Consider the following 20,758-nt stretch of genomic DNA (forward strand, 5'->3'; position numbering starts at 1 on the left):
ACCGACGACCTGCACGCACCCCCGGGCCCAGCCCCTACGGCTTGAGCAAGCGCGGCGAAAGCGCCCCGCACGGCACCAGCTCGACCTCCGCCCCCGCGTCCCGCAGGTCGGTCAGGACCAGTTCGTCGTACATCAGCAGCCCCGACTGCTCGGGCCACACGACCGCCCACAGCCACAGCCCCAGCGCCTCACCCGCGAAGACCGCGCGGTCGTCCGGGGTGGCGGAGACATGCCACAGAGGGGTCGGCCGACCCGCGGCCAGGACCTTCGCCTGCGGGGGCTTCTCCACGCTCATGTACGGACCCGGGTCGGGTCCGTCGACACCGGCGTACCGCGCGCCGAGGCCGACGCCCAGCTCCTCGGCGACCAGGATCAGCTCGCCCATGCCGCCGAGCGGGCCCGGTCCGGAGCAGGCGACGACGGTGGCACGGCCTCCACTGCGGTCGTCGCCCGCGTACGTGACGCCCGTGAAGAGCCAGCCGACCGGCAGCGGCCACGGCATCCACACCGGGACCTGCGTGCGGTGCACGACAACACTGAGGGCCTCGACGCTGGGCGGGATCACGGGCTGCAGCGGATGCACCGTCCCATGCACATCGCACTGCCAGGAGTCGGAGAAGAGTCCGGGAGCCCTGACCCGGCCACCACACTTCGGGCAACTGGGTTCGCCCCTCATAGGGCCCCACGGTCCTACCCGAGCCCGCCCACGTCAAGGACGATCACCCGTCCGGGCGGAACCAGTTGAACCGGCAGCATTTACATGTAGCTTGCATTAATTAACTGAGCTAACTTACTATGTGCGTATACCAACCATCTCGGAGGGTGAGGGGAACCATGGACACGTTCGACGCCGGAGCCGGGAGCATCCTGCGGCAACCGAAGGCGGTGTGGGCGACGGCCGGCGCGTCGGTCGTCGCCTTCATGGGCATCGGCCTCGTCGACCCGATCCTGCCGTCCATCGCCCAGGGCCTGGACGCCACGGCCGGCCAGGTCTCCCTGCTCTTCACCTCGTACTTCCTGATCACCGCCTTCGCGATGCTCGTCACCGGCTTCGTCTCCAGCCGTATCGGCGGCCGCCGCACGCTGCTGCTCGGTCTCGCGCTCGTCGTCGTCTTCGCCGGGCTGGCCGGCACCTCGGGCTCGGTCGCCGAACTGGTGGGCTTCCGGGCGGGCTGGGGGCTCGGCAACGCGCTCTTCGTCTCCACCGCCCTGGCGGTGATCGTCGGCGCCGCGGCCGGCGGCAGCGCGGCCGCCATCCTGCTGTACGAGTCCGCCCTCGGCCTCGGCATGGCCTGCGGACCGCTGCTGGGCGCACTGCTCGGCGACGCCAGCTGGCGCTACCCGTTCTTCGGCACCGCGTTCCTGATGGCGATCGGCTTCCTGTGCATCACGGCGTTCCTGAGGGAGCAGCCGACGCCGGCCCGCAGGACCTCACTCCTGGACCCGCTCAAGGCGCTCGGCCACGGCGGACTCGCCTCCGCCGCAGCATCGGCGTTCTTCTACAACTACACGTTCTTCACCGTGCTGGCCTTCACCCCGTTCGTGCTGAACATGACCCCGTACAAGTCGGGGGCGGTGTTCTTCGCCTGGGGTCTGCTGCTCGCCGTCTTCTCGGTGATCGTGGCGCCGCGGCTCCAGAAGCGGTTCGGCTCGCTGCGGGTGCTCGGCGGCTCGCTGGTGCTGCTCGCCGTCGACGTACTCGCCCTCGGTTACGGCGACCACACCACGGCGATCGTCTGCACGATCCTGTCGGGCGCGTTCATCGGCGTGAACAACACGGTCTACACCGAGTTGGCGCTCGGCGTCTCCGACGCCCCGCGTCCGGTGGCGAGCGCCGGCTACAACTTCGTGCGGTGGTTCGCGGCGGCGGCCGCGCCCTACTTCGCGCCGAAGATCGAGGAGTGGACCGACGCCCGCATGCCGTTCGTCGTCGCGGCCGTGACGGCGGTCCTCGGCGCGGCCGTGGTCGTCGTACGGCGCAAGGCCCTCACTCACGAAGCGGAGGAACTGGAGCCGAGGCACGCGGCCGAGGACGGCGTGACCGTCTTCGCGAACTGAGCCGGACGGCCCGACGGATGCCAACGAGACGTTTTCAGGCAGGCGTTGGTGACATCGGTCACCCGGGCCTCAGTCGAGCGGGACGGATCCGCGGGAGGGATCCCGCAGGTCCGTCCCGTTCGTCAGCCAGCGCTCCTGAAGGGCCTGGGCGCCGTGCACGCGTTTCCAGGCGGCCTCGTTCGGGGTCATGGGGAGCAGGGGCAGGAAGCGGACCGGGTCGAGGGGCTCGTCGAGGTCGAGGTCCTCGACCAGGCCGCCCGGCTCGGCGACCAGGACCGAGGTGAACGGCGCGCCGGGCCACAGGGGTTCACCCACGTCGAGGGACGCGCCGGGGGCCACGACCACACCCTCGACCTGCGGGGACGCGGCGAGCACGGCGAGCGGGCGGAGCACCTTGTCCGTGTCGGCGGTGCCGGGGCGGACCGACAGGACGAGCTCGGCGCGCGGTCCCAGAGCCGGGTCCGCGAACACCGCCGTGGGTTCGCTCATCGGCTGGGCGGACATGCCGAGGGTGGCGTAACGGACGACGTCGCCCTCGTGGAAACGCAGCACCTCGACGCGGTCCGTACCGAGGAAGGTGACCGCGGCGCGGGCGTCCGGCTCGCCCAGCGCGGTGCGCAAACGAGCCTCGACCAGAGGAAGAACATCAGCCATGCGGCGAGCATAGAACTGGTCGGCGCAGGGCAAAGCAGCGCCTTGACACTTCGGTCGGCTGGTACTCTGGGCCGGTAGTTCGGGGCAGCACGCTGAAGCGTCGCGATCTCGCCCCGACGCAGACGAGACTCCCTTACGAGGGACCGGCTGGAGGAGGTGGGGCTGTCATGGATCGAAGTCACCCGTGCAGTACCACTCGCTCTTCCGGCCGCTGATGCAGCTGATCTGGCCTCTTCGCCTCCGGCTGGTCGCCAACGCTCGCGCTCATCTTCACGCCGAAGAGCACTTCGTTTCGTTTTTGCCTGATCTGTCTGATCTGAATCTGATCTGAATCAGTAGCGAAGCTCGCCACCGCGACGGAGCGGTGCTCCCCGCTTTGTGGACGTGCCAAACATCCTTCCCAGCCCTGCCGGCCGGGGAGAGCCAGCCAGGACGTCCCCATTCCGGGCAGTTCCACCCGTCGTGGCGGTCTTTCTTTGCTCGTCGCGAAGGAGCCTGCCATGTCGATGATCCGCGACCTCCGTGCCGTCGTCCGCCCCGCCCGCCCCTCCCTGCGCAAGGGGGGCGTGCGCATGGACAGCGGCGCCTACGACACCACCCGTGACCCGGCGACGCCGTCGGCCGTCGTCGACTGCGCCGTCTACCGCGACGGCTCGCGCGTCACGTTCCCGCAGCCGCCGACCCCGCAGGAGGCCATGCGTCAGGTGCGGCGCGACGGAGGCTTCGTGTGGATCGGCCTGCACGAGCCGACGGAGGCCGAATTCGCCGGTATCGCAGCCGAGTTCGGGCTGCACCCGCTGGCCGTGGAGGACGCGGTGCAGGCGCACCAGCGGCCCAAGCTGGAGCGCTACGACGACTCCCTCTTCACCGTCTTCAAGACGATCCACTACATCGAGCACGACCGGCTCACCGCCAACAGCGAGGTCGTCGAGACCGGTGAGGTCATGTGCTTCACCGGCAAGGACTTCTTCATCACCGTCCGGCACGGCGGCCAGGGCTCGCTGCGCGCGCTGCGCCACCGGCTCCAGGACGACCCCGAGCTGCTCGCCAAGGGCCCCTCGGCCGTGCTGCACGCGATCGCCGACCACGTCGTCGACGGCTATGTCGCGGTCGCCGACGCCGTGCAGGACGACATCGACGAGGTCGAGACGGAGGTGTTCTCGCCGGGCCGCAAGGGCACCCCGCGCGGCACGGACGCCGGCCGGATCTACCAACTCAAGCGTGAGGTCCTGGAGTTCAAGCGTGCGGTGTCGCCGCTGCTGCGGCCGATGCAGCTGCTGAGCGAGCGGCCGATGCGGCTGGTCGACCCCGACATCCAGAAGTACTTCCGGGACGTCGCCGACCACCTCGCCCGGGTCCAGGAGCAGGTCATCGGCTTCGACGAGCTGCTCAACTCGATCCTCCAGGCCAACCTCGCGCAGGCGTCCGTCGCGCAGAACGAGGACATGCGCAAGATCACGTCCTGGGCCGCCATCATCGCCGTGCCGACGATGGTGTGCGGGGTGTACGGCATGAACTTCGACTACATGCCGGAACTGCACTGGAAGTTCGGCTACCCGGTCGTCATGGCGGTCATGGTCGGCATGTGCGTCGGCATCCACCGCACGCTGAAGCGCAACGGCTGGCTGTGAGGGCCGCCGGGCGGGCCCTGGCTAGGCTGGCGTCATGACAAGAGAGCTGCTCGACCAGGCCCTCGTCGAGGAGGCCACCAAGAAGTCCGGCCTCATCTGGGTCCGGGGCGCCGGCGAACCGGCCGCGCGTGCGCTGTGGCACGTGTGGCACGAGGGCGCGGCCACTCTGGTCGGCGACGGGCCCGGTGAGCAGCCGCTGCCGGGGCTCGTCGAGGGCGGCTCGGCCGAGGTCACCGTCCGCAGCAAGGACAAGGGGGGCCGGCTGGTCTCCTGGACGGCGACGGTCGTCCAACTCGCGCCCGGCGGCGAGGCCTGGGAGGCCGCCGTCGCCGACCTCAAGGGCAAGCGGCTGAACGCGCCCGACGGCGAGGCGATGACCGAGCGCTGGGCCCGGGAGTGCCGGGTGCTGCGCCTGGAGCCGACGGGGGCCATGCTGCCCCTGCCCGACGGGGATCTGGCGGCGCGGCCCGTGCCGACGCCCGCCACCACCCGTGAGCCGGTCCCGGCGGGGCTGCCGAGGCTGCTCCTCGGCAAGAGACGCCGCAAGCGGTAGTCAGGACGTCGGCAACTGCTTGCCGTAGTCCACCGTCTCGTCCTTCGCCGGTTCCGTCAGGGCGAAGTCCTTGCCCCAGGCGGAGAAGCTCAACGTGCCCGCGCCGCCGGCCCGCACCAGCCGCAGCGGGTACGGCTCGCCCTCCAGGGACACGTCCAGCGTGCCGCCGGAGCCGCCGTCGCCGGTGATGCGGATCGTGCGGACGCCGGACTGCTCGTGGTGGCCGTCCGTGTCCAGAGAGCCGTGCAACGTCAGCAGACCGTCGAGGAGGAGGTTCTTGTCCGTGAAGCCGCTGAACTTCTTGTACGAGGGGTCGCCCGTCGGCACCTTCACGTACTTGCCCTCGAGTTTGTCGCCCGCGGCCGTGTCCGAGCCGCCGTCGTCGGACGTGCCGTCCTCGTGGTTCCAGAACTCCGCGTCGGCCTTCAGGAACAGCTGCTCGCCGACCCGCAGCAACCGGAAGGTGGCCCCTTCCGCGGTGACCGAACCGCTGCCGCCGTCCGCCTTCAGGCTCATGTCGAGCTTGTACGTCTTCCCGCTGGTGACGACGCTCCCCGACAGTCGCACCGCGTCCACGGAACCGGCGGCCGTCTGCGCCTTCGTCTGGATCTCCTTGGCGGACAGCTTGCCCACCCCGTTCGTGCCCGCGTCCGGATCCTCGCTGCACCCGCTCGCTCCCAGGCCCACGACCAGTGCGCACACCACGCTCACCAGCGCGGTCCGACGAGTACGGCCCGGGGGAATCGCAGTCACAGAGAAGGCTGCCTTTCTGCGGGGGTGTGCTGAGCGGCGTACGGCAGCGTACCGGGGTCTGCGGGTGCCGGCGGAGCCAGTCCGTCCGGACCGCCCACCAGGGCGTCTGCGATCGGGACGGGCTAGCCTGAAGCCCGCACGGACGGGCAATTGGGAAAAGGACGGAGGTGTGGTCATGGCAGCGGGCGCCCCGCGGATCTTCGTGTCGCACCTCGCCGGCGTCCCCGTCTTCGACCCGAACGGCGACCAGGTGGGGCGCGTGCGCGATCTGGTCGTCATGCTGCGGGTCGGGCGGCGGCCCCCGAGGGTGCTCGGGCTGGTCGTCGAACTGTCCACGCGGCGCCGGATCTTCCTGCCCATGACCCGGGTGACCGGCATCGAGTCCGGCCAGGTCATCACCACCGGCGTGGTCAACGTCCGGCGCTTCGAGCAGCGGCCCACCGAGCGGCTCGTCTTCGGCGAGCTGCTGGACCGGCGCGTCAGTCTCGTCGAGGCCGGTGGGCCGGGAGAGGAAGTCACCGTCCTCGACGTGTCGCTGCGGCAGCTGCCGGCCCGCCGGGACTGGGAGATCGACCGCGTCTTCGTGCGCAAGGGCAGGAAGGCGAGCGCCTTCCGGCGGGCCAAGGGCGAGACGTTGACGGTGGAGTGGTCGGCGGTCACCGGGTTCTCGCTGGAGGAGCACGGGCAGGGCGCGGAGAGCCTCCTCGCCACCTTCGAGCAGCTGCGCCCGGCCGACCTCGCCAACGTGCTGCACCACCTGTCGCCGAAGCGGCGCGCGGAGGTCGCCGCCGCCCTGGACGACGACCGCCTCGCCGACGTCCTGGAGGAGCTGCCGGAGGACGACCAGATCGAGATCCTCGGCAAGCTGAAGGAGGAGCGCGCCGCGGACGTCCTGGAGGCCATGGACCCCGACGACGCGGCCGACCTGCTCGCCGAGCTGCCGACGGCGGACCAGGAGCGGCTGCTGAGCCTGATGGAACCCGCCGACGCGGCCGACATGCGGCGCCTGATGGCGTACGAGGAGCACACCGCGGGCGGGCTGATGACCACCGAGCCGATCGTCCTGCGCCCCGACGCCACCGTCGCCGACGCCCTCGCGCGGGTACGCAACGCCGACCTCTCCCCCGCCCTCGCCGCCCAGGTCTATGTCTGCCGCCCGCCCGACGAGACACCGACCGGCAAGTACCTCGGCACGGTCCACTTCCAGCGCCTGCTGCGCGATCCGCCGTACACGCTGGTCAGCGCGCTCCTCGACGAGGCTCTGCAGACCCTGGCGCCGGACGCGGCGCTGCCGGTCGTCGCCGGGTTCTTCGCGACGTACGACATGGTCGCGGCGCCCGTCGTGGACGAGGCGGGGTCGCTGCTCGGCGCGGTGACCGTGGACGACGTCCTGGACCACATGCTGCCGGAGGACTGGCGGGAGACGGAGTTCCACCTCGCCGAGGACGGCGCCGACGGCGGGACGGACGGCGAAGGGGCGGGTCCGCATGACTCCCGAGCGTGAGAGCGGGCGCGGCGAGCGCACCGCGGGGGCCGGCGCGCCCCACAACCGCACCCCGGCCGGGGCGACGGCGACCAGCCGCCCCCGGGCGCGGCTGGACCAGCCGCGGCCGCCCCGGCGGCGGCTGGTGCCCGAGTGGGACCCAGAGGCCTTCGGACGGCTGTCGGAGCGCATCGCACGGTTCCTGGGCACCGGGCGGTTCATCGTCTGGATGACGATCGTCATCATCGTCTGGGTGCTGTGGAACATCTTCGCCCCGCGCGACCTGCGCTTCGACAACTACCCGTTCATCTTCCTGACCCTGATGCTGTCGCTCCAGGCCTCCTACGCTGCCCCGCTGATCCTGCTCGCGCAGAACCGGCAGGACGACCGCGACCGGGTCAACCTGGAGCAGGACCGCAAGCAGAACGAGCGGTCCATCGCCGACACCGAGTACCTGACCAGGGAGATCGCCGCCCTGCGGATCGGTCTGGGCGAGGTCGCCACCCGGGACTGGATCCGCTCGGAGCTGCAGGACATGGTCAAGGAACTGGAGGATCGGCGGGACGGGCACCGCGAACATGCCGTATTCCCGGCAGAACGGTCGCGGGGACGTGACGTAGACGACCGGTGACGGGCTTTCCGGGGCCCGGCTACCGGGCCGTACCATCAACCTATGGCTAGCGAAGACGCGGTGCGCGAGGCACTGGCGACGGTGAACGACCCCGAGATCAACCGGCCCATCACCGAGCTCGGGATGGTGAAGTCGGTGGAGATCGGCGCGGACGGGGCGGTCGCGGTCACCGTGTACCTGACGGTCTCCGGCTGCCCGATGCGCGAGACCATCACGCAGCGCGTGACCGACGCGGTCTCGGCCGTCGAGGGCGTCACCCGCGTCGACGTCACCCTCGACGTGATGAGCGACGAGCAGCGCAAGGAGCTGGCGAGCGCCCTGCGCGGCGGCCAGACCGAGCGCGAGGTCCCCTTCGCCAAGCCCGGCTCCCTCACCCGCGTGTACGCGGTCGCGTCCGGCAAGGGCGGCGTCGGCAAGTCGTCGGTGACGGTGAACCTGGCGGCGGCGATGGCGGCCGACGGACTCAAGGTGGGCGTCGTCGACGCCGACATCTACGGCCACAGCGTGCCGCGCATGCTGGGTGCGGACGGCCGTCCGACCCAGGTCGAGAACATGATCATGCCGCCGTCGGCGAACGGCGTGAAGGTCATCTCCATCGGCATGTTCACCCCGGGCAACGCCCCGGTGGTGTGGCGCGGCCCGATGCTGCACCGGGCGCTGCAGCAGTTCCTGGCTGACGTGTACTGGGGCGACCTGGACGTGCTGCTGCTGGACCTCCCGCCGGGCACCGGTGACATCGCGATCTCGGTGGCCCAGCTGGTCCCGAACGCGGAGATCCTGGTCGTGACGACGCCTCAGCAGGCGGCGGCCGAGGTCGCCGAGCGGGCGGGCTCCATCGCCGTGCAGACCCACCAGAAGATCGTCGGCGTGGTCGAGAACATGTCCGGCCTGCCCTGCCCGCACTGCGGCGAGATGGTCGACGTCTTCGGCACCGGCGGCGGACAGAGCGTGGCCGACGGCCTGACCCGCACAACCGGCGCGAGCGTCCCGGTGCTCGGCTCCATCCCGATCGACGTCCGCCTGCGCGAGGGCGGCGACGAGGGCAAGCCGGTCGTGCTGACCGACCCCGACTCCCCGGCTGGCTCCGCCCTGCGCGCGATCGCGGGCAAGCTGGGTGGACGCCAGCGCGGCCTTTCGGGGCTGTCGCTGGGGATCACCCCGCGCAACAAGTTCTAGGCCGGTCCTGGGCCGGTTCCAGGCCCGTCGTTCCTACGACAGTGGGGGCGCCGTCCATGACGGACGGCGCCCCCGCTGTCGTACGGGGTCGCGTGCCTGATCAGGCGTACGCCTCGATGTCCTTGATCATGGCGAAGCCGAGGCCGTACGCGCTCATACCCCTCCCGTACGCCCCCACGTGCACCCCTTCCCGTGTCGAACCGGCCAGCACCCAGCCGAACTCGGACTCGCGGTAGTGGAACGGGGTCGGCACGCCGTCGACCGGCAGGGTCAGCGTCGACCAGTCCGAGCCCGCGAGATCGTCGGCGAGGACCCAGGCCGTCTCGGTCTGCTGGTCCAGCCAGTCGTCGCGCAGGCTGTGGTCCATCTGGCCCGGCCAGGTGAAGGACAGCAGGCCCACGCCCGCGAGCCACGCGGCCGAGGACACGGAGGTGGCCTCCAGGAGGCCCGTGCCGTCCGCGCTGCGCCGCACGGGGTTCGCGGCGACGGTCACGACGACCGCGAACTTCCCGCGGTCCTCGCCGGCCGTCTCGTGCCGTACGGAGGGTTCGTCACCGTGTCCGATGGAACCGTGCTCCACGGCCCCGTCGGCCGCCGTACCCACCTGCATCAGCCAGCGCGGCCCCGTGAAGGCCTCGTCGAGGCCGTACCAGGGGAAGGGTGCCTCCAGGTAGCCGTCGACCGTACGCCGGGCGGAGGGGACCTGCTGTCCGCCCTCCGCGGCCGGCGTCTGCGCGACTGCCCGACTCGTCGTCTCCATGTGCCCGGACGCCTCCTCGTTCTCGACGGAGCGACCGGCCCGCCCCCCTTCGGGCGTACTCGTCCGCTCCGCACAACAACCAGGCAGCATAGCCACCCCGCTCCTGGCTGCCGGGAAACCGCCCGGCGCGTGGAGCGTGCGCCCCCTCACATCGGGGAGCGCGGGTGGCTCAGGTGGCGTCCGCGTCGAACGGCGGACGGTCGTCCTTGCCCGGCTCCTCGGGCTTCTTGGTCATGTCGATGCGACCGCCGTCCGAGGACGAGGAAGAAGGCGAGGAAGAAGAAGAGCCGGAGGGCAAGGAGCCCGAGGAGGACGAGGCGGAGGTGTCGGTGTCGCGGCTGTGGACCGCGTCCGTGACCTCGGCCATCTCCTTCTTCAGGTCGAAGCCGTTGCGGATCTCCTTCAGCCCCAGCTCGTCGTTGTCCAACTGCTTGCGGATGAAGGCCTTGGGGTTGAGGTCCTCGAACTCGAAGTCCTTGAACTCCGGGCCGAGTTCGCTGCGGATGTCCGCCTTGGCGCTCTCCGAGAACTCTCGGATCTTCCGGACGGTGCGCATCACGTCCTGGATGACCTTCGGGAGCTTGTCCGGACCGAAGACGAGCACGGCCAGGACGACGATCGTCACCAGCTCGAGCGGTCCTATGTCATTGAACACCTGAAGCTCCTTGCGATGTCCGCGGTCCTCGGCCCTCGGCCCTCAGTGGTCAAGTTCGGGTCTTCCGTGGTCCGGGCCGGGTCCACGGTACCTGTCACACCTGTCCGACCGGTACCGTCCCGAGGCGTCCGAGTATGTGTATGCCACCGGTTTTCCGCGTTGTTTGCCTTGTGGGGCCGGTTTTCGGGGCCCGACCTGTGACGTTTCCGTCAGTCGAGGGCTGCCGGAGCTCAGCTCGCGCCGGACGATCCGAGGACCAGTGTGAGGGTGCGTTGCGCGCCGCCGCGCTCGACGGTCAGTTCCAGCCGGTCGCCCGGGCGGTGGGCGCGGGTCTTGACGATCAGCTCCTCACCGGAGTGGACGCGCTGGCCGTCGACCTCCGTGATGACGTCCCCGGCGCGGATGCCGGCCCGGTCGCCGGGGCCGCCCGCGGTGACCGGGGCCCCTCCGTCGACGCCGGCCGTGCCGACCCGGGCACCGTCACCCGCGTAGTCCAGGTCGAGGGTGATGCCGATGACCGGGTGGGTCGCCTTGCCGGTGTTGATGAGCTCCTCGGCGACGCGCTTGCCCTGGTTGATCGGGATGGCGAAGCCGAGGCCGATCGAACCGGCCTGGGCGGTGCCGGAGTCGGTGCCGTCGGCGGCGGAGCGGATGGCGGAGTTGATGCCGATGACATGGCCCTGCCTGTCGAGGAGGGGCCCGCCGGAGTTGCCGGGGTTGATCGGCGCGTCGGTCTGCAGGGCGTCGACGTACGACACGTCGCTGCCGTCGCCGCTGCCGCTGCCGTTGCCGCCGCCGGCGGTGATGGGCCGTTCCTTCGCGCTGATGATGCCCGACGTGACAGTGCCCTCGAGGTCGAAGGGGGCACCGATGGCGACGACCGGGTCGCCGACCTGGACGTTGTCGGAGTTGCCGAGGTAGAGGGGCTTCAGCCCCTTCACCCCGGTCACCCGCACCACGGCGAGGTCGTAGCCGCTGTCCCGGCCGACGACCTCGGCCTTGGCGGTCGTGCCGCCGTTGAAGACGACGGTTATCTCGCCGTTGCTTCCGGCGGGCTCGACGACGTGGTTGTTGGTGAGGATGTAGCCGAGCGAGTCAAGCACGAAGCCGGTCCCGGTGTCGGACTCGTCACCGCCGCTGACGTGCAGCGTGACGACGCTGGGCAGGGCCCGCGCGGCGATCCCGGCCACGCTGTCCGCGGCCCGCCCGGTGGGCTGGGCGGAGGCCTGCGGCAGCTGGACCCCGTTGAGGCCGCCGTTGCGCTCCAGATACGCCCCTACGGCTCCTCCGAGCCCCCCGGACACCAGCGCGACGGCCAACGCGCCCCCGACCAGCCTCCACCGCATCTGCCTGCGCCGCTCGGCCGCGCTGAGCACGTGCACGCCGGCGTGCTGAAGGGACCCGCCGAGGGGCGCGCCGGGCGGAGTGGCTCGGGCAGCGTCGGTCCCGGGCAGCGGCGCGCCGGCGAAGGGGGTGGGCGACCAGGGGTCGTAGCGGCCCCAGGGGGTGGGGGCGGTCGGGGGCGTGGAGGCCGAGAGGGGACCGAGGCCGGGGCCTGCTTCGGCTGCGGGCCCGAGGGGAGGTGCGGCGTCCGCATGGGTGGACGGCGGCGGCATGGTCGCCGCCGGGTGCAGGACGGGCGGCGCGGGCGCCCAGGGCCCCGGCTCTCCGTACGGCGGAGTGCTGTAGGGGTCGGGGTCATGCAGCGGCTTGGGCCGCCCCTCCTCGACCGACCCCAAGGACGGCCCAGCCGACCCCGCCTCGCCGGAAAAGCCCACATCAGCCCGACCACCAGGACTGACAGCCCCCACCCCAACAGCCCCACCGACTGCCGGGACAGCAGGATCCGCCGAGGCCACCGGGACCGCCGGTGCCGCCGGTGCCGCCTGGTTCGCCGGATCCGTCGGGTCCGCTTGGGGCATGTGCGTGGTCGTCGGGCGGCTCAGTTCGTAGTCGCCGTCGCCACTCGGGACGTGATGAGTACCCACATCGCCGTCGCCACTCGGAACGTAAGTGTCCGCGTCGCCGGTGTCGAGATTCGGGCCGGGGCCGGGATCGGGGTCGGCGTCGTTGATGGCGGGCCCCGTTGGTGTGTCTGCCGTGTTGTGGCGGCCGCGGGGGGCCGGTTCGGCCAGTTCGAAGTCGCCCTCGGGTGTCCGGGATGACTGCGGTCGAGGCCGGCTCCACCACTTCGCCCTCGTGGGCTTCCCCTCGTCCATGCTCTCCCCACCCTCGCCCGCGCCACGGCACCCGGCCCGGCGAACTCCGCCTCCGCGCCCGGCTGCCTGGCAGGGCGCGGTCCACCCCGGATTCAACCAGGTTCGCGGCGGAGCGGCGCGGGGCCCGGGTCAGCGGGTGCGCTGTGAGTAGGGGGAGGGCGAAGGGGACGGAGCGGAAGTGGTGTGGGGGGCGGGCGCGGTGAGCAGTCCGAGTCCGGTGATCTCGGGCGGGGTGGTCCAGGAGGTCAGGGCCACCGGCGGGATCGTGCCGAGCGGACGTATCAGCGGGGACATCGCGGCCGCGCCGGCCACCATGGGGCTGGTGAGCCGGTGCAGTGCCTGCTCGCCCCGGTCGCCGCCCGGCGTGGGCACGCCCGGCAGCAGCGGTGCGGAGACCTCGGTCGGGGCCATCGGGGTGTCGCCGAGCTGGCCGCCCTGGGAGAGCAGGGGGCCCGCGGTACGGCGCCGCTGGCTGTCCGGTGTCGCCGAGGAGCCGGTGCCCGGGGTGCGGGCCGGTGTCACATTGCTCCCGTTGCCCGAGCCGACGCGGCCGTCCGCGGTCGTGTCGACCGGGGCGACGGTGGTCATGCCGCCCAGCGCGATCGCGGCCAGCGACACCGCGCCGGCGGCGACGAACGCGAACCGCATGCTCCGTGACCGCTCGCTGTCGTGACGGTCGCCGCCACGGCCGACGGGGTGGATACGAAAGCCCCGGTCCGAGGCCGGAGACGGTGACAGGACCGAGCCGTGGTCACGGGCCGGCACATAGCCGAACTCGAACGGCTCGTCCCGTCTCGGTCCTCTTACTCCGAAGACCCCGTCGGCGAAGCCTCCCGCGCCCCCGCCGAGCGGCGAGCCGCCGCCGTCCGGATCACCTCCCCCGGGAAGCCCCTGGAGACGGGCCAGGAAGCTCTCGGAGGGGGCGGGCGGGGCGACTTCCGCGAAGACGTTCTTCAGCCGGCGCTGCGCGTCGACCTCCGACTTGCACTTCGGGCAGGTCGCCACGTGCGCCAGTACCCGCTCGCGGGTGTCGTGACCGAGCTCGCCGTCCACCAGGGCCGAGAGCCGGTCTCCGAGGTGCTGCTCCGCGAGGAGCCTCTCGGCTGCGTTGTTCCGGGATTCACTCACGCGGTCGCGCCCCCTCCTCCCAGAGCGGGAACGCGGGCCGCGAAGGGGCGGCGCTCGGCGCGCGCGTCGGGCGCGCGGTGCGCGAGCGCCTTGCGCAGTTGCGACCGGCCGCGGTGGATGCGCGAGCGGACCGTGCCCAGCTTGACGCCGAGAGTCGCGGCGATCTCCTCGTAGGAGAGGCCTTCGATGTCGCACAGGACGACCGCGGCACGGAACTCGGGTGCGAGGGTGTCGAGGGCCTGCTGGACGTCCGCGTCGAAGTGGGCGTCGTTGAAGACCTGCTGCGGGGTGGGCTCCTTGCTGGGCAGCCGCTCGGCCGCGTCGTCGCCCAGCGCGTCGAAGCGGATGCGCTGCTTGCGGCGGACCATGTCCAGGAAGAGGTTGGTGGTGATGCGGTGCAGCCAGCCCTCGAAGGTGCCCGGCGTGTATGTCGACAGGGAGCGGAAGACGCGGACGAAGACCTCCTGGGTGAGGTCCTCGGCGTCGTGCTGGTTGCCGGTCAGACGGTAGGCGAGCCGGTAGACCCGGCCGCTGTGCATGCTGACGATCTCCTCCCACGTGGGCGGAGTCCACGCCTGCCCGTCCGCGTCGGTGGAGAAGGTCGCGGTCTGGGCGCGGCCGGCGGTGCCGGCGGCGTGGCTGGAGTCAGCAGCGGTGTCGTTCACGGATTTCGGCCTGCCCGCCGACCTGAGAAGGCGCCGCAGCGCTCCTCTCTGATGCGCAGGCGCGGCCGCACCTCCCCTGTCGGCTCTGGTGGTGTCCAGTGGAGCCCCTACCATAGCCACCTCGCCCGTTAGCTCCGGATAAGCGGTTTTACGAGAAATTGATCTGTGCTGGGACGGCTCATACGTCTGCGTCAGCACTTGCTCGACGCCCGGCCCCTCGTCGTGATCCAACCGTGTCCCCCCGTCAGCGTTCCCACCCCTTCAAACGCCCGGTCCCATCTGCGGGTTCCCGGCGGCAACGGATACAGTCACGCCCAGGCAACCACGGGGACAGGAGAGGGTCATTACCGGCAACCGGCAGGCAAGCTGGGCGTTCGCCGACGCCTATGCCGCCGAGGACGAAGCGCTGCTCTGGGCCCGTGACCGGGCCCGTGAGGCAGGGCTGCGCTCGGTGTCGCCCAGCACGGGTGCCGCGCTGCGGATGCTCGCCGCCACCGTGGACGCGAAAGCGGTCGCCGAGATCGGTACCGGGACCGGCGTCTCCGGGATCCACCTGCTGTACGGGATGCGGCCGGACGGCGTCCTGACGACCGTCGACCCCGAGCCGGAACACCAGCAGTTCGCCCGGCAGGCCTTCCGTGCCTGTGGCTTCGCCAGCAACCGGGCCCGGTTCATCCCGGGCCGGGCGCTCGACGTCCTGCCCCGTCTGGCGGACGCCGGCTACGACCTCGTCTTCTGCGACGGTGACCGGCTGGAGCTGCTGGAGTACCTCGCTGAATCGTTGCGCCTGCTGCGCCCGGGCGGGCTCGTCGTCTTCGAGGGCGTCTTCGCCAACGGCCGCACGGTCGACTCCGGGCCGCAGCCGACGGAGGTCATAAGAATCCGGGAGCTGCTGCGGGCGGTGCGGGAGAGCCAGGAACTGGTGCCCTCGCTGCTGCCGGTGGGCGACGGGCTGCTGTGCGCGGTCAAGCGCTGACCGCGGTCGGGCTTTGGGTGCGGCCTTGGGCCTTTCGGGCTGGGCTGCGCCGGTAAACCCCGGAAAGGCGTGACAAACCAATCGCTCCGACACCCTTACGGCTGCCGGAGCGATTGAAAAAGTAGGGTCGCTTGCGCGTCAGCCCACGACCTTCTTGAGGGCGTCGCCGAGCGCGTCGGCCTCGTCAGGGGTCAGCTCGACGACGAGTCGACCGCCGCCTTCGAGCGGAACGCGCATGACGATGCCCCGCCCCTCCTTGGTCACCTCGAGCGGGCCATCACCCGTTCGCGGCTTCATGGCCGCCATGCTCGTTCCCCTTCCTGAAACCAGCTCATCGCCAAAGCCGACGGCCCGTGGAGGGCAGCCGCGGTCCAGCGTGGGACACACGACACCGGCATCGAACACATTGCTTCCAGGCCATTATCCCGCATCTCAGGACCCGATGACCAACATCAGTCGGCATCGCTTGGGCAACGCGCGCGAGCAAAACCACTCAATTCGGCGATGTGACTGCGATACTGCGCGCCCGCATGGACTTCCATGCACCGGAAACCCTCCCGAATTCTTTGACGCAGGTCACACGCGGGGTCCGGTCCCCTGTCGACGATCTCCGCCATGCTGTCCTGGTACACCGGACGTACTGACCAGTAGTACGTCGGAGCCGCGACACGGAGGGGATACGCCATGGCCGACACCGTGCTCTACGAGGTGAGCGACGGGCTCGCGACGATCACGCTGAACCGCCCCGAGGCGATGAACGCGCTGAACATCGCCACCAAGGTCGCTCTCCGGGAGGCGGTCCGGTCCGCCGTGACCGACGACGCCGTGCGGGCCGTGCTGCTGACCGCCGCCGGTGAGCGGGCGTTCTGCGTGGGGCAGGACCTCAAGGAGCACATCGGGCTGCTGGCCGAGGGCTCCGGGAAGGTCATGAGCACCGTCAAGGAGCACTACAACCCGATCGTGCGGGCGCTGACCGAGGCGCCGAAGCCGGTGGTCGCCGCGGTGAACGGGGTGGCGGCGGGGGCGGGCTTCGGGTTCGCGCTCGCTGCGGACTTCCGTGTGGTGGCCGACACGGCGTCCTTCAACACGTCGTTCGCGGGGGTGGCGCTCACCGCGGACTCGGGCGTCTCGTGGACCCTGCCCCGGGTGATCGGGCCGGGGCGGGCCGCCGATCTGCTGCTCTTCCCGCGCAGCATCACGGCGCAGGAGGCGTACGAGCTGGGCATCGCCAACCGGGTCGTCCCCGCGGACGCGCTGCGCGAAGAGGCCGAGAACGTGGCGCGGGCACTGGCCGAGGGGCCGACGGTCGCCTACGCGGCGATCAAGGAGGCCGTCGCGTACGGGTTCTCGCACTCGCTCTCCGAGACGTTGGAGAAGGAGGACGAGCTGCAGACCCGGGCGGGGGCGTCCGAGGATCACACGATCGCCGTGCAGGCCTTCGTCGCCAAGGAGAAGCCGAAGTACTCGGGCCGCTGACTCACGGGGCGATGCGGGCCACGCACGTCTCCAGGTGGTCGTTGACCAGCCCGCACGCCTGCATCAGTGCGTACGCCGTCGTCGGGCCCACGAAACGCAGGCCCCGTTTCTTCAGGGCCTTCGACAGGGCCGTCGACTCGTCCGTCACCGCCGGGACGTCCGCCAGGGTTCTCGGGGCCGGGCGGGCGGTGGCGTCGGGTGCGTGGGACCAGATCAGGTCGTCCAGGTCGCCGGAGGCCCACTCGGCCAGGACGCGGGCGTTGGCGAGGGTGGCGTCGATCTTGGCGCGGTTGCGGATGATGCCGGGGTCGGCGAGCAGGCGCTCGCGGTCCTCGTCGGTGAAGACGGCGACCGAGGCGATCTTGAAGTCGGCGAAGGCGGTGCGGAAGCCGGGGCGGCGGCGCAGGATCGTGATCCAGGACAGGCCGGACTGGAAGGCCTCCAGGCTGAGGCGTTCGAACAGCGCGTCGTCGCCGTGGACCGGGCGGCCCCACTCCTCGTCGTGGTAGGTCACGTAGTCCGGTGTGGACAGGGCCCAGGGGCAGCGCAGCGCGCCGTCCGCGCCCGCGAGGGCCGTGCCGTCGCTCACTGGTGGTCCTCCGGGGCCTGCTTCTCCATGGAGACGTGCGGCGGCCCGGCCGGGGTCCGGGCGCCGGCCAGGGCGGACTCCAGGTCGGCGATGCGGGCGTCGCGCTCGGCGAGTTCGGCGGCGAGGCGGCCGAGGGCGTCGTCCACGTCGGCCATGCGGTAGCCGCGGGCGGCCAGCGGGAAGCGAAGGTGATCGATGTCGGACCGGTCGACCGGGCGGTCCGGGGGCAGCGGGTCGTGCAGCCGCTCGGGGGCGACCTCCGGCAGCGGGCCGGTGCCCTCGCCGCCGCCCACCACGGCGAGGGTCACCGCGGCGACCACGACGGCGAGCGCGATGACCAGGAACAAGAACATAACCATCGGTGGGTCCCCACGCTCGGTGTGCTCGGAGTGGATGTGTGTGAGTCCGATCGTGCCATGCGGGTCCGACAGTTAGGGTCGCAGGCGGTGGATGTGCAGGTCCTAGCTAGGGGAGGTCACAGGGGATGCTCAGGCTGGGCAGGCGTGAATTCGGCGCGCACGAGCCGGTGATCATGGCGATCGTGAACCGCACCCCGGACTCCTTCTACGACCAGGGCGCGACCTTCCGTGACGAGCCGGCCCTCGCGCGCGTGGAGCAGGCGGTGTCGGAGGGCGCCGCCATCATCGACATCGGCGGCGTGAAGGCCGGGCCCGGTGCCGAAGTGACGGCTCAGGAGGAGGCCAGGCGGACGGTCGGCTTCGTGGCCGAGGTGCGGCGGCGCTTCCCGGACGTGATCATCAGCGTGGACACCTGGCGGGCCGAGGTCGGGGAGGCGGTCTGCGAGGCGGGCGCGGATCTCCTGAACGACGCGTGGGGCGGCGTGGATCCGCAGCTGGCGGAGGTGGCGGCGCGGTACGGGGTCGGGCTGGTGTGCACGCACGCGGGGGGCGCCGAGCCGCGGACGCGTCCGCACCGGGTGACGTACGACGACGTCATGGCCGACATTCTGCGGGTGACGGTGGGGCTGGCGGAGCGGGCGGCGGGGCTGGGGGTGCCGAGGGAGTCGATCATGATCGATCCCGGGCACGACTTCGGGAAGAACACCCGGCACAGCCTGGAGGCGACCCGGCGGCTCGGGGAGATGGTGGAGACGGGGTGGCCGGTGCTGGTGTCCCTGTCGAACAAGGACTTCGTCGGGGAGACCCTGGACCGGCCGGTGAAGGAGCGGGTGGTGGGGACCCTGGCCACCACGGCCGTGTCGGCGTGGCTGGGGGCCCAGGTGTACCGGGTGCACGAGGTGGCGGAGACGCGGCAGGTGCTGGACATGGTGGCGTCGATCGCCGGACACCGGGCTCCGGCGGTGGCGCGGCGGGGACTGGCGTGACCCCGCAGCGCTCACCGGACATGCCCTAGCGGCCGGCCTCCTTGGACACCAGGGCCACCGCCTCCTCCACGTCGTCCGTGACATGGAAGAGCAAGAGGTCCTTGTGCGCCGCCTTGCCCTGGGCGACCAGGGTGTTCTGGAGCCAGTCGATCAGGCCGCCCCAGTACTCGGTGCCGAAGAGGACGATCGGGAAGCGGGTCACCTTCTGGGTCTGGACGAGGGTGAGGGCCTCGAAGAGTTCGTCGAGGGTGCCGAGGCCGCCGGGCAGGACCACGAAGCCCTGCGCGTACTTCACGAACATCATCTTCCGCACGAAGAAGTAACGGAAGTTCAGGCCGATGTCGACGTACGGGTTGAGGCCCTGCTCGAAGGGGAGCTCGATGCCGAGGCCGACGGAGACGCCGCCCGCCTGGCTCGCGCCCTTGTTGGCCGCCTCCATCACGCCGGGGCCGCCGCCCGTGATCACGGCCCATCCGGCGTCGACGAGGGCGCCGCCCAGCCGTACGCCCGCCTCGTACTCCGCGGAGTCCACGGGGGTGCGGGCGGAGCCGAACACGCTGATGGCCGGGGGGAGTTCGGCGAGAGTGCCGAAGCCCTCGATGAACTCCGACTGGATGCGCAGGACCCGCCAGGGGTCGGTGTGAACCCAGTCCGAGGGAGCCCGTTCGTCCAGCAGCCGCTGGTCCGTGGTGCTCGCCTGCACCTGGTCCCGCCTGCGGAGGACCGGTCCCAGGCGCTGCTCGTCCGGCGGCTGCTTCTTGCCCTCTGGGTTGCCTGTAGCCATGGTGAGCTCCCTCCGCTTGCGGGTTGTTCCATCTCAGCCTAGATCTACGCGGGTTACCGGCGGGGGACGTCGGCGTGTCCGCCGTGAAGCGTCCGCGGGCCGGTCCGGCGGATCAGGCCGTCAGCCAGGTCCGCAGGCGTTCCTCGCCCGCCAGGATCTTCGCCGTTTCCACGCGTTCGTCCCGCTTGTGCGCCAAGTGCGGGTTGCCGGGGCCGTAGTTGACGGCGGGGACGCCCAGCGAGGAGAAGCGGCTGACGTCCGTCCAGCCGTACTTGGGCATCGGGACGCCGCCGACCGCCTTGATGAAGGCGGCCGCGGCCGGGTGGGACAGGCCCGGCAGGGCGGCGGGGCTGTGGTCGGCGACCACGAACTCCTCCACTCCGCAGTCGGCGAAGACCTCGCGGACGTGCGCGACGGCCTCCGCCTCGCTGCGGTCGGGCGCATAGCGGAAGTTGACGGTGACGACGCAACTGTCGGGGATGACGTTGCCGGCCACTCCGCCGGTGATGCCGACCGCGTTGAGGCCCTCCCGGTACTCCAGGCCGTCGATGACCGGGTAGCGCGGCTCGTAGGAGGCCAGGCGGGCCAGGATCGGGGCCGCGGCGTGGACGGCGTTGGAGCCCATCCAGGAGCGCGCCGAGTGGGACCGCTCGCCCTTCGTCTTCAGCAGGACCCGCAGGGTGCCCTGGCAGCCGCCCTCCACCTGGCCGTCGGAGGGCTCCAGCAGCACCGCGAAGTCGCCCGTCAGCCACTCCGGGCGGTGCTCGGCCACGTGCCCCAGGCCGTTGAGGTCGGCGGCGACCTCCTCGTTGTCGTAGAAGACGAAGGTCAGGTCGCGGTTGGGGGCCGGTACCGTCGCCGCGATGCGCAGCTGGACCGCGACGCCCGCCTTCATGTCGCAGGTGCCGCAGCCCCACAGGACCCCGTCCTCGTCCAGGCGCGAGGGGACGTTGTCGGCGATCGGGACGGTGTCGATGTGCCCGGCGAGGACCACGCGCTCGGCGCGGCCCAGGTTCGTGCGGGCGACCACGTTGTTGCCGTAGCGGTCCACCGTCAGGTGGGGCAGCGTGCGCAGGGCGGTCTCGATGGCGTCCGCGAGGGGCTTCTCGGTGCCGCTCTCGGAGGGGAAGTCCACGAGCTGCGCGGTGAGGAGCGCGGCGTCCAGCGTGAGGTCAAGCGGGGTGTCGGCCATGCCGTCGACCCTAACGCGCCAGTCGACCGT

The 20,758-nt window shown here is 71.3% G+C and carries 22 protein-coding genes; 9 read left to right on the forward strand and 13 right to left on the reverse strand.

Translation table 11 applies throughout. The annotated features are described in order from the left end of the window. Positions 1-34: 34 nt before the first annotated feature. A complete protein-coding gene (locus B5557_RS15275) occupies positions 35-676 on the reverse strand; it encodes a DUF6758 family protein (RefSeq protein WP_079659839.1) in 642 nt (213 codons plus the stop codon). A 158-nt stretch (positions 677-834) separates the two neighbouring features. Between B5557_RS15275 and B5557_RS15280 the strand changes: the two genes are divergently transcribed. Further along, positions 835-2,058, forward strand: a complete 1,224-nt coding sequence (locus B5557_RS15280; RefSeq protein WP_079659841.1) for an MFS transporter — start codon at positions 835-837, stop codon at positions 2,056-2,058. A 69-nt stretch (positions 2,059-2,127) separates the two neighbouring features. On the opposite strand, the gene B5557_RS15285 is transcribed toward B5557_RS15280, so the two are convergent. Continuing rightward, positions 2,128-2,712 (reverse strand): suppressor of fused domain protein, encoded by a 585-nt coding sequence (locus B5557_RS15285; protein WP_079659842.1) that lies wholly within the window; start codon positions 2,710-2,712, stop codon positions 2,128-2,130. Between the two features lie 500 nt (positions 2,713-3,212). Here B5557_RS15285 and B5557_RS15290 point away from each other — a divergent pair, with 500 nt between their 5' ends. Both B5557_RS15290 and B5557_RS15295 read left to right on the forward strand, forming a co-directional pair. Next, a complete protein-coding gene (locus B5557_RS15290) occupies positions 3,213-4,343 on the forward strand; it encodes a magnesium and cobalt transport protein CorA (RefSeq protein ID WP_079659844.1) in 1,131 nt (376 codons plus the stop codon). A 34-nt stretch (positions 4,344-4,377) separates the two neighbouring features. After that, the gene (locus tag B5557_RS15295; protein ID WP_079659846.1) at positions 4,378-4,896 is read left to right on the forward strand and encodes a hypothetical protein; all 519 of its coding nucleotides are present in this window, start codon (positions 4,378-4,380) and stop codon (positions 4,894-4,896) included. Here B5557_RS15295 and B5557_RS15300 read toward each other — a convergent pair whose 3' ends face one another. Next, positions 4,897-5,649, reverse strand: coding sequence for a hypothetical protein (locus tag B5557_RS15300; RefSeq protein WP_079659847.1), 753 nt, complete (start codon positions 5,647-5,649; stop codon positions 4,897-4,899). It abuts the gene before it with no gap. 175 nt (positions 5,650-5,824) lie between these two features. Here B5557_RS15300 and B5557_RS15305 point away from each other — a divergent pair, with 175 nt between their 5' ends. The 3 genes from B5557_RS15305 to B5557_RS15315 are packed head-to-tail and all read left to right on the forward strand — an operon-like array spanning position 5,825 to position 8,939. Then, positions 5,825-7,153: a magnesium transporter MgtE N-terminal domain-containing protein gene (locus B5557_RS15305; RefSeq protein ID WP_079664792.1), complete on the forward strand. Its 1,329-nt coding sequence runs from the start codon at positions 5,825-5,827 to the stop codon at positions 7,151-7,153. Continuing rightward, positions 7,137-7,763, forward strand: a complete 627-nt coding sequence (locus tag B5557_RS15310; protein WP_079659849.1) for a DUF1003 domain-containing protein — start codon at positions 7,137-7,139, stop codon at positions 7,761-7,763. Before B5557_RS15305 ends, B5557_RS15310 begins: the two co-directional genes overlap by 17 nt. 42 nt (positions 7,764-7,805) lie before the next feature. Further along, the gene (locus B5557_RS15315) at positions 7,806-8,939 is read left to right on the forward strand and encodes an Mrp/NBP35 family ATP-binding protein (RefSeq protein WP_079659851.1); all 1,134 of its coding nucleotides are present in this window, start codon (positions 7,806-7,808) and stop codon (positions 8,937-8,939) included. A 100-nt stretch (positions 8,940-9,039) separates the two neighbouring features. Here the strand turns inward: B5557_RS15315 and B5557_RS15320 are convergent, their stop codons facing one another. The 5 genes from B5557_RS15320 to sigE form a co-directional block, all read right to left on the reverse strand. Beyond that, positions 9,040-9,699, reverse strand: a complete 660-nt coding sequence (locus B5557_RS15320) for a hypothetical protein (protein WP_079659853.1) — start codon at positions 9,697-9,699, stop codon at positions 9,040-9,042. Between the two features lie 169 nt (positions 9,700-9,868). Beyond that, positions 9,869-10,354 (reverse strand): sec-independent translocase, encoded by a 486-nt coding sequence (locus tag B5557_RS15325; RefSeq protein WP_079659867.1) that lies wholly within the window; start codon positions 10,352-10,354, stop codon positions 9,869-9,871. 230 nt (positions 10,355-10,584) lie between these two features. Further along, positions 10,585-12,573 (reverse strand): trypsin-like peptidase domain-containing protein, encoded by a 1,989-nt coding sequence (locus B5557_RS15330; protein WP_079659868.1) that lies wholly within the window; start codon positions 12,571-12,573, stop codon positions 10,585-10,587. Positions 12,574-12,702: 129 nt separating this feature from the next. Next, positions 12,703-13,701 (reverse strand): anti-sigma factor family protein, encoded by a 999-nt coding sequence (locus B5557_RS15335; protein WP_079659870.1) that lies wholly within the window; start codon positions 13,699-13,701, stop codon positions 12,703-12,705. Further along, positions 13,698-14,480: an RNA polymerase sigma factor SigE gene (sigE, locus tag B5557_RS15340; protein ID WP_173877685.1), complete on the reverse strand. Its 783-nt coding sequence runs from the start codon at positions 14,478-14,480 to the stop codon at positions 13,698-13,700. Before sigE ends, B5557_RS15335 begins: the two co-directional genes overlap by 4 nt. A 163-nt stretch (positions 14,481-14,643) precedes the next feature. Here sigE and B5557_RS15345 point away from each other — a divergent pair, with 163 nt between their 5' ends. After that, positions 14,644-15,342: an O-methyltransferase gene (locus tag B5557_RS15345; protein WP_079659873.1), complete on the forward strand. Its 699-nt coding sequence runs from the start codon at positions 14,644-14,646 to the stop codon at positions 15,340-15,342. A 138-nt stretch (positions 15,343-15,480) separates the two neighbouring features. On the opposite strand, the gene B5557_RS15350 is transcribed toward B5557_RS15345, so the two are convergent. Continuing rightward, positions 15,481-15,648, reverse strand: coding sequence for a DUF3117 domain-containing protein (locus B5557_RS15350; RefSeq protein WP_003966491.1), 168 nt, complete (start codon positions 15,646-15,648; stop codon positions 15,481-15,483). A 378-nt stretch (positions 15,649-16,026) separates the two neighbouring features. Between B5557_RS15350 and B5557_RS15355 the strand changes: the two genes are divergently transcribed. Continuing rightward, positions 16,027-16,818 carry an enoyl-CoA hydratase/isomerase family protein gene (locus B5557_RS15355; protein WP_079659874.1) on the forward strand — a complete coding sequence of 264 codons (792 nt, stop codon included), beginning with the start codon at positions 16,027-16,029 and terminating at the stop codon, positions 16,816-16,818. Position 16,819: 1 nt separating this feature from the next. Here the strand turns inward: B5557_RS15355 and B5557_RS15360 are convergent, their stop codons facing one another. After that, the gene (locus B5557_RS15360; RefSeq protein WP_079659875.1) at positions 16,820-17,407 is read right to left on the reverse strand and encodes a DNA-3-methyladenine glycosylase I; all 588 of its coding nucleotides are present in this window, start codon (positions 17,405-17,407) and stop codon (positions 16,820-16,822) included. Then, a complete protein-coding gene (locus B5557_RS45700) occupies positions 17,404-17,760 on the reverse strand; it encodes a DivIVA domain-containing protein (protein WP_079659877.1) in 357 nt (118 codons plus the stop codon). The genes B5557_RS15360 and B5557_RS45700 overlap by 4 nt, the downstream gene beginning before the upstream one ends. A gap of 131 nt (positions 17,761-17,891) precedes the next feature. On the opposite strand from B5557_RS45700, the gene folP reads away from it, so the two are divergent. Then, complete coding sequence (gene folP, locus B5557_RS15370; protein ID WP_079659879.1) at positions 17,892-18,752, forward strand: dihydropteroate synthase; 861 nt, start codon at positions 17,892-17,894, stop codon at positions 18,750-18,752. A 25-nt stretch (positions 18,753-18,777) separates the two neighbouring features. Here the strand turns inward: folP and B5557_RS15375 are convergent, their stop codons facing one another. Then, positions 18,778-19,536: a TIGR00730 family Rossman fold protein gene (locus tag B5557_RS15375; RefSeq protein WP_079659880.1), complete on the reverse strand. Its 759-nt coding sequence runs from the start codon at positions 19,534-19,536 to the stop codon at positions 18,778-18,780. Positions 19,537-19,648: 112 nt separating this feature from the next. Continuing rightward, complete coding sequence (gene dapE, locus B5557_RS15380; protein WP_079659882.1) at positions 19,649-20,728, reverse strand: succinyl-diaminopimelate desuccinylase; 1,080 nt, start codon at positions 20,726-20,728, stop codon at positions 19,649-19,651. Positions 20,729-20,758 lie beyond the last annotated feature (30 nt).

It is taken from the genome of Streptomyces sp. 3214.6 (genome assembly GCF_900129855.1).
In the GTDB taxonomy this organism is placed as follows: Bacteria; Actinomycetota; Actinomycetes; order Streptomycetales; family Streptomycetaceae; genus Streptomyces; species Streptomyces soliscabiei.

Bases quoted from the DNA above. Each gene is read 5' to 3' on its own strand.
- B5557_RS15275 (WP_079659839.1), bottom strand. From the start codon at position 676: ATGAGGGGCGAACCCAGTTGCCCGAAGTGTGGTGGCCGGGTCAGGGCT.
- B5557_RS15280 (WP_079659841.1), top strand. From the start codon at position 835: ATGGACACGTTCGACGCCGGAGCCGGGAGCATCCTGCGGCAACCGAAG.
- B5557_RS15285 (WP_079659842.1), bottom strand. From the start codon at position 2,712: ATGGCTGATGTTCTTCCTCTGGTCGAGGCTCGTTTGCGCACCGCGCTG.
- B5557_RS15290 (WP_079659844.1), top strand. From the start codon at position 3,213: ATGTCGATGATCCGCGACCTCCGTGCCGTCGTCCGCCCCGCCCGCCCC.
- B5557_RS15295 (WP_079659846.1), top strand. From the start codon at position 4,378: ATGACAAGAGAGCTGCTCGACCAGGCCCTCGTCGAGGAGGCCACCAAG.
- B5557_RS15305 (WP_079664792.1), top strand. From the start codon at position 5,825: ATGGCAGCGGGCGCCCCGCGGATCTTCGTGTCGCACCTCGCCGGCGTC.
- B5557_RS15310 (WP_079659849.1), top strand. From the start codon at position 7,137: ATGACTCCCGAGCGTGAGAGCGGGCGCGGCGAGCGCACCGCGGGGGCC.
- B5557_RS15315 (WP_079659851.1), top strand. From the start codon at position 7,806: ATGGCTAGCGAAGACGCGGTGCGCGAGGCACTGGCGACGGTGAACGAC.
- B5557_RS15320 (WP_079659853.1), bottom strand. From the start codon at position 9,699: ATGGAGACGACGAGTCGGGCAGTCGCGCAGACGCCGGCCGCGGAGGGC.
- B5557_RS15330 (WP_079659868.1), bottom strand. From the start codon at position 12,573: ATGGACGAGGGGAAGCCCACGAGGGCGAAGTGGTGGAGCCGGCCTCGA.
- sigE (WP_173877685.1), bottom strand. From the start codon at position 14,480: ATGGTAGGGGCTCCACTGGACACCACCAGAGCCGACAGGGGAGGTGCG.
- B5557_RS15350 (WP_003966491.1), bottom strand. From the start codon at position 15,648: ATGGCGGCCATGAAGCCGCGAACGGGTGATGGCCCGCTCGAGGTGACC.
- B5557_RS15355 (WP_079659874.1), top strand. From the start codon at position 16,027: ATGGCCGACACCGTGCTCTACGAGGTGAGCGACGGGCTCGCGACGATC.
- B5557_RS45700 (WP_079659877.1), bottom strand. From the start codon at position 17,760: ATGTTCTTGTTCCTGGTCATCGCGCTCGCCGTCGTGGTCGCCGCGGTG.
- folP (WP_079659879.1), top strand. From the start codon at position 17,892: ATGCTCAGGCTGGGCAGGCGTGAATTCGGCGCGCACGAGCCGGTGATC.
- B5557_RS15375 (WP_079659880.1), bottom strand. From the start codon at position 19,536: ATGGCTACAGGCAACCCAGAGGGCAAGAAGCAGCCGCCGGACGAGCAG.
- dapE (WP_079659882.1), bottom strand. From the start codon at position 20,728: ATGGCCGACACCCCGCTTGACCTCACGCTGGACGCCGCGCTCCTCACC.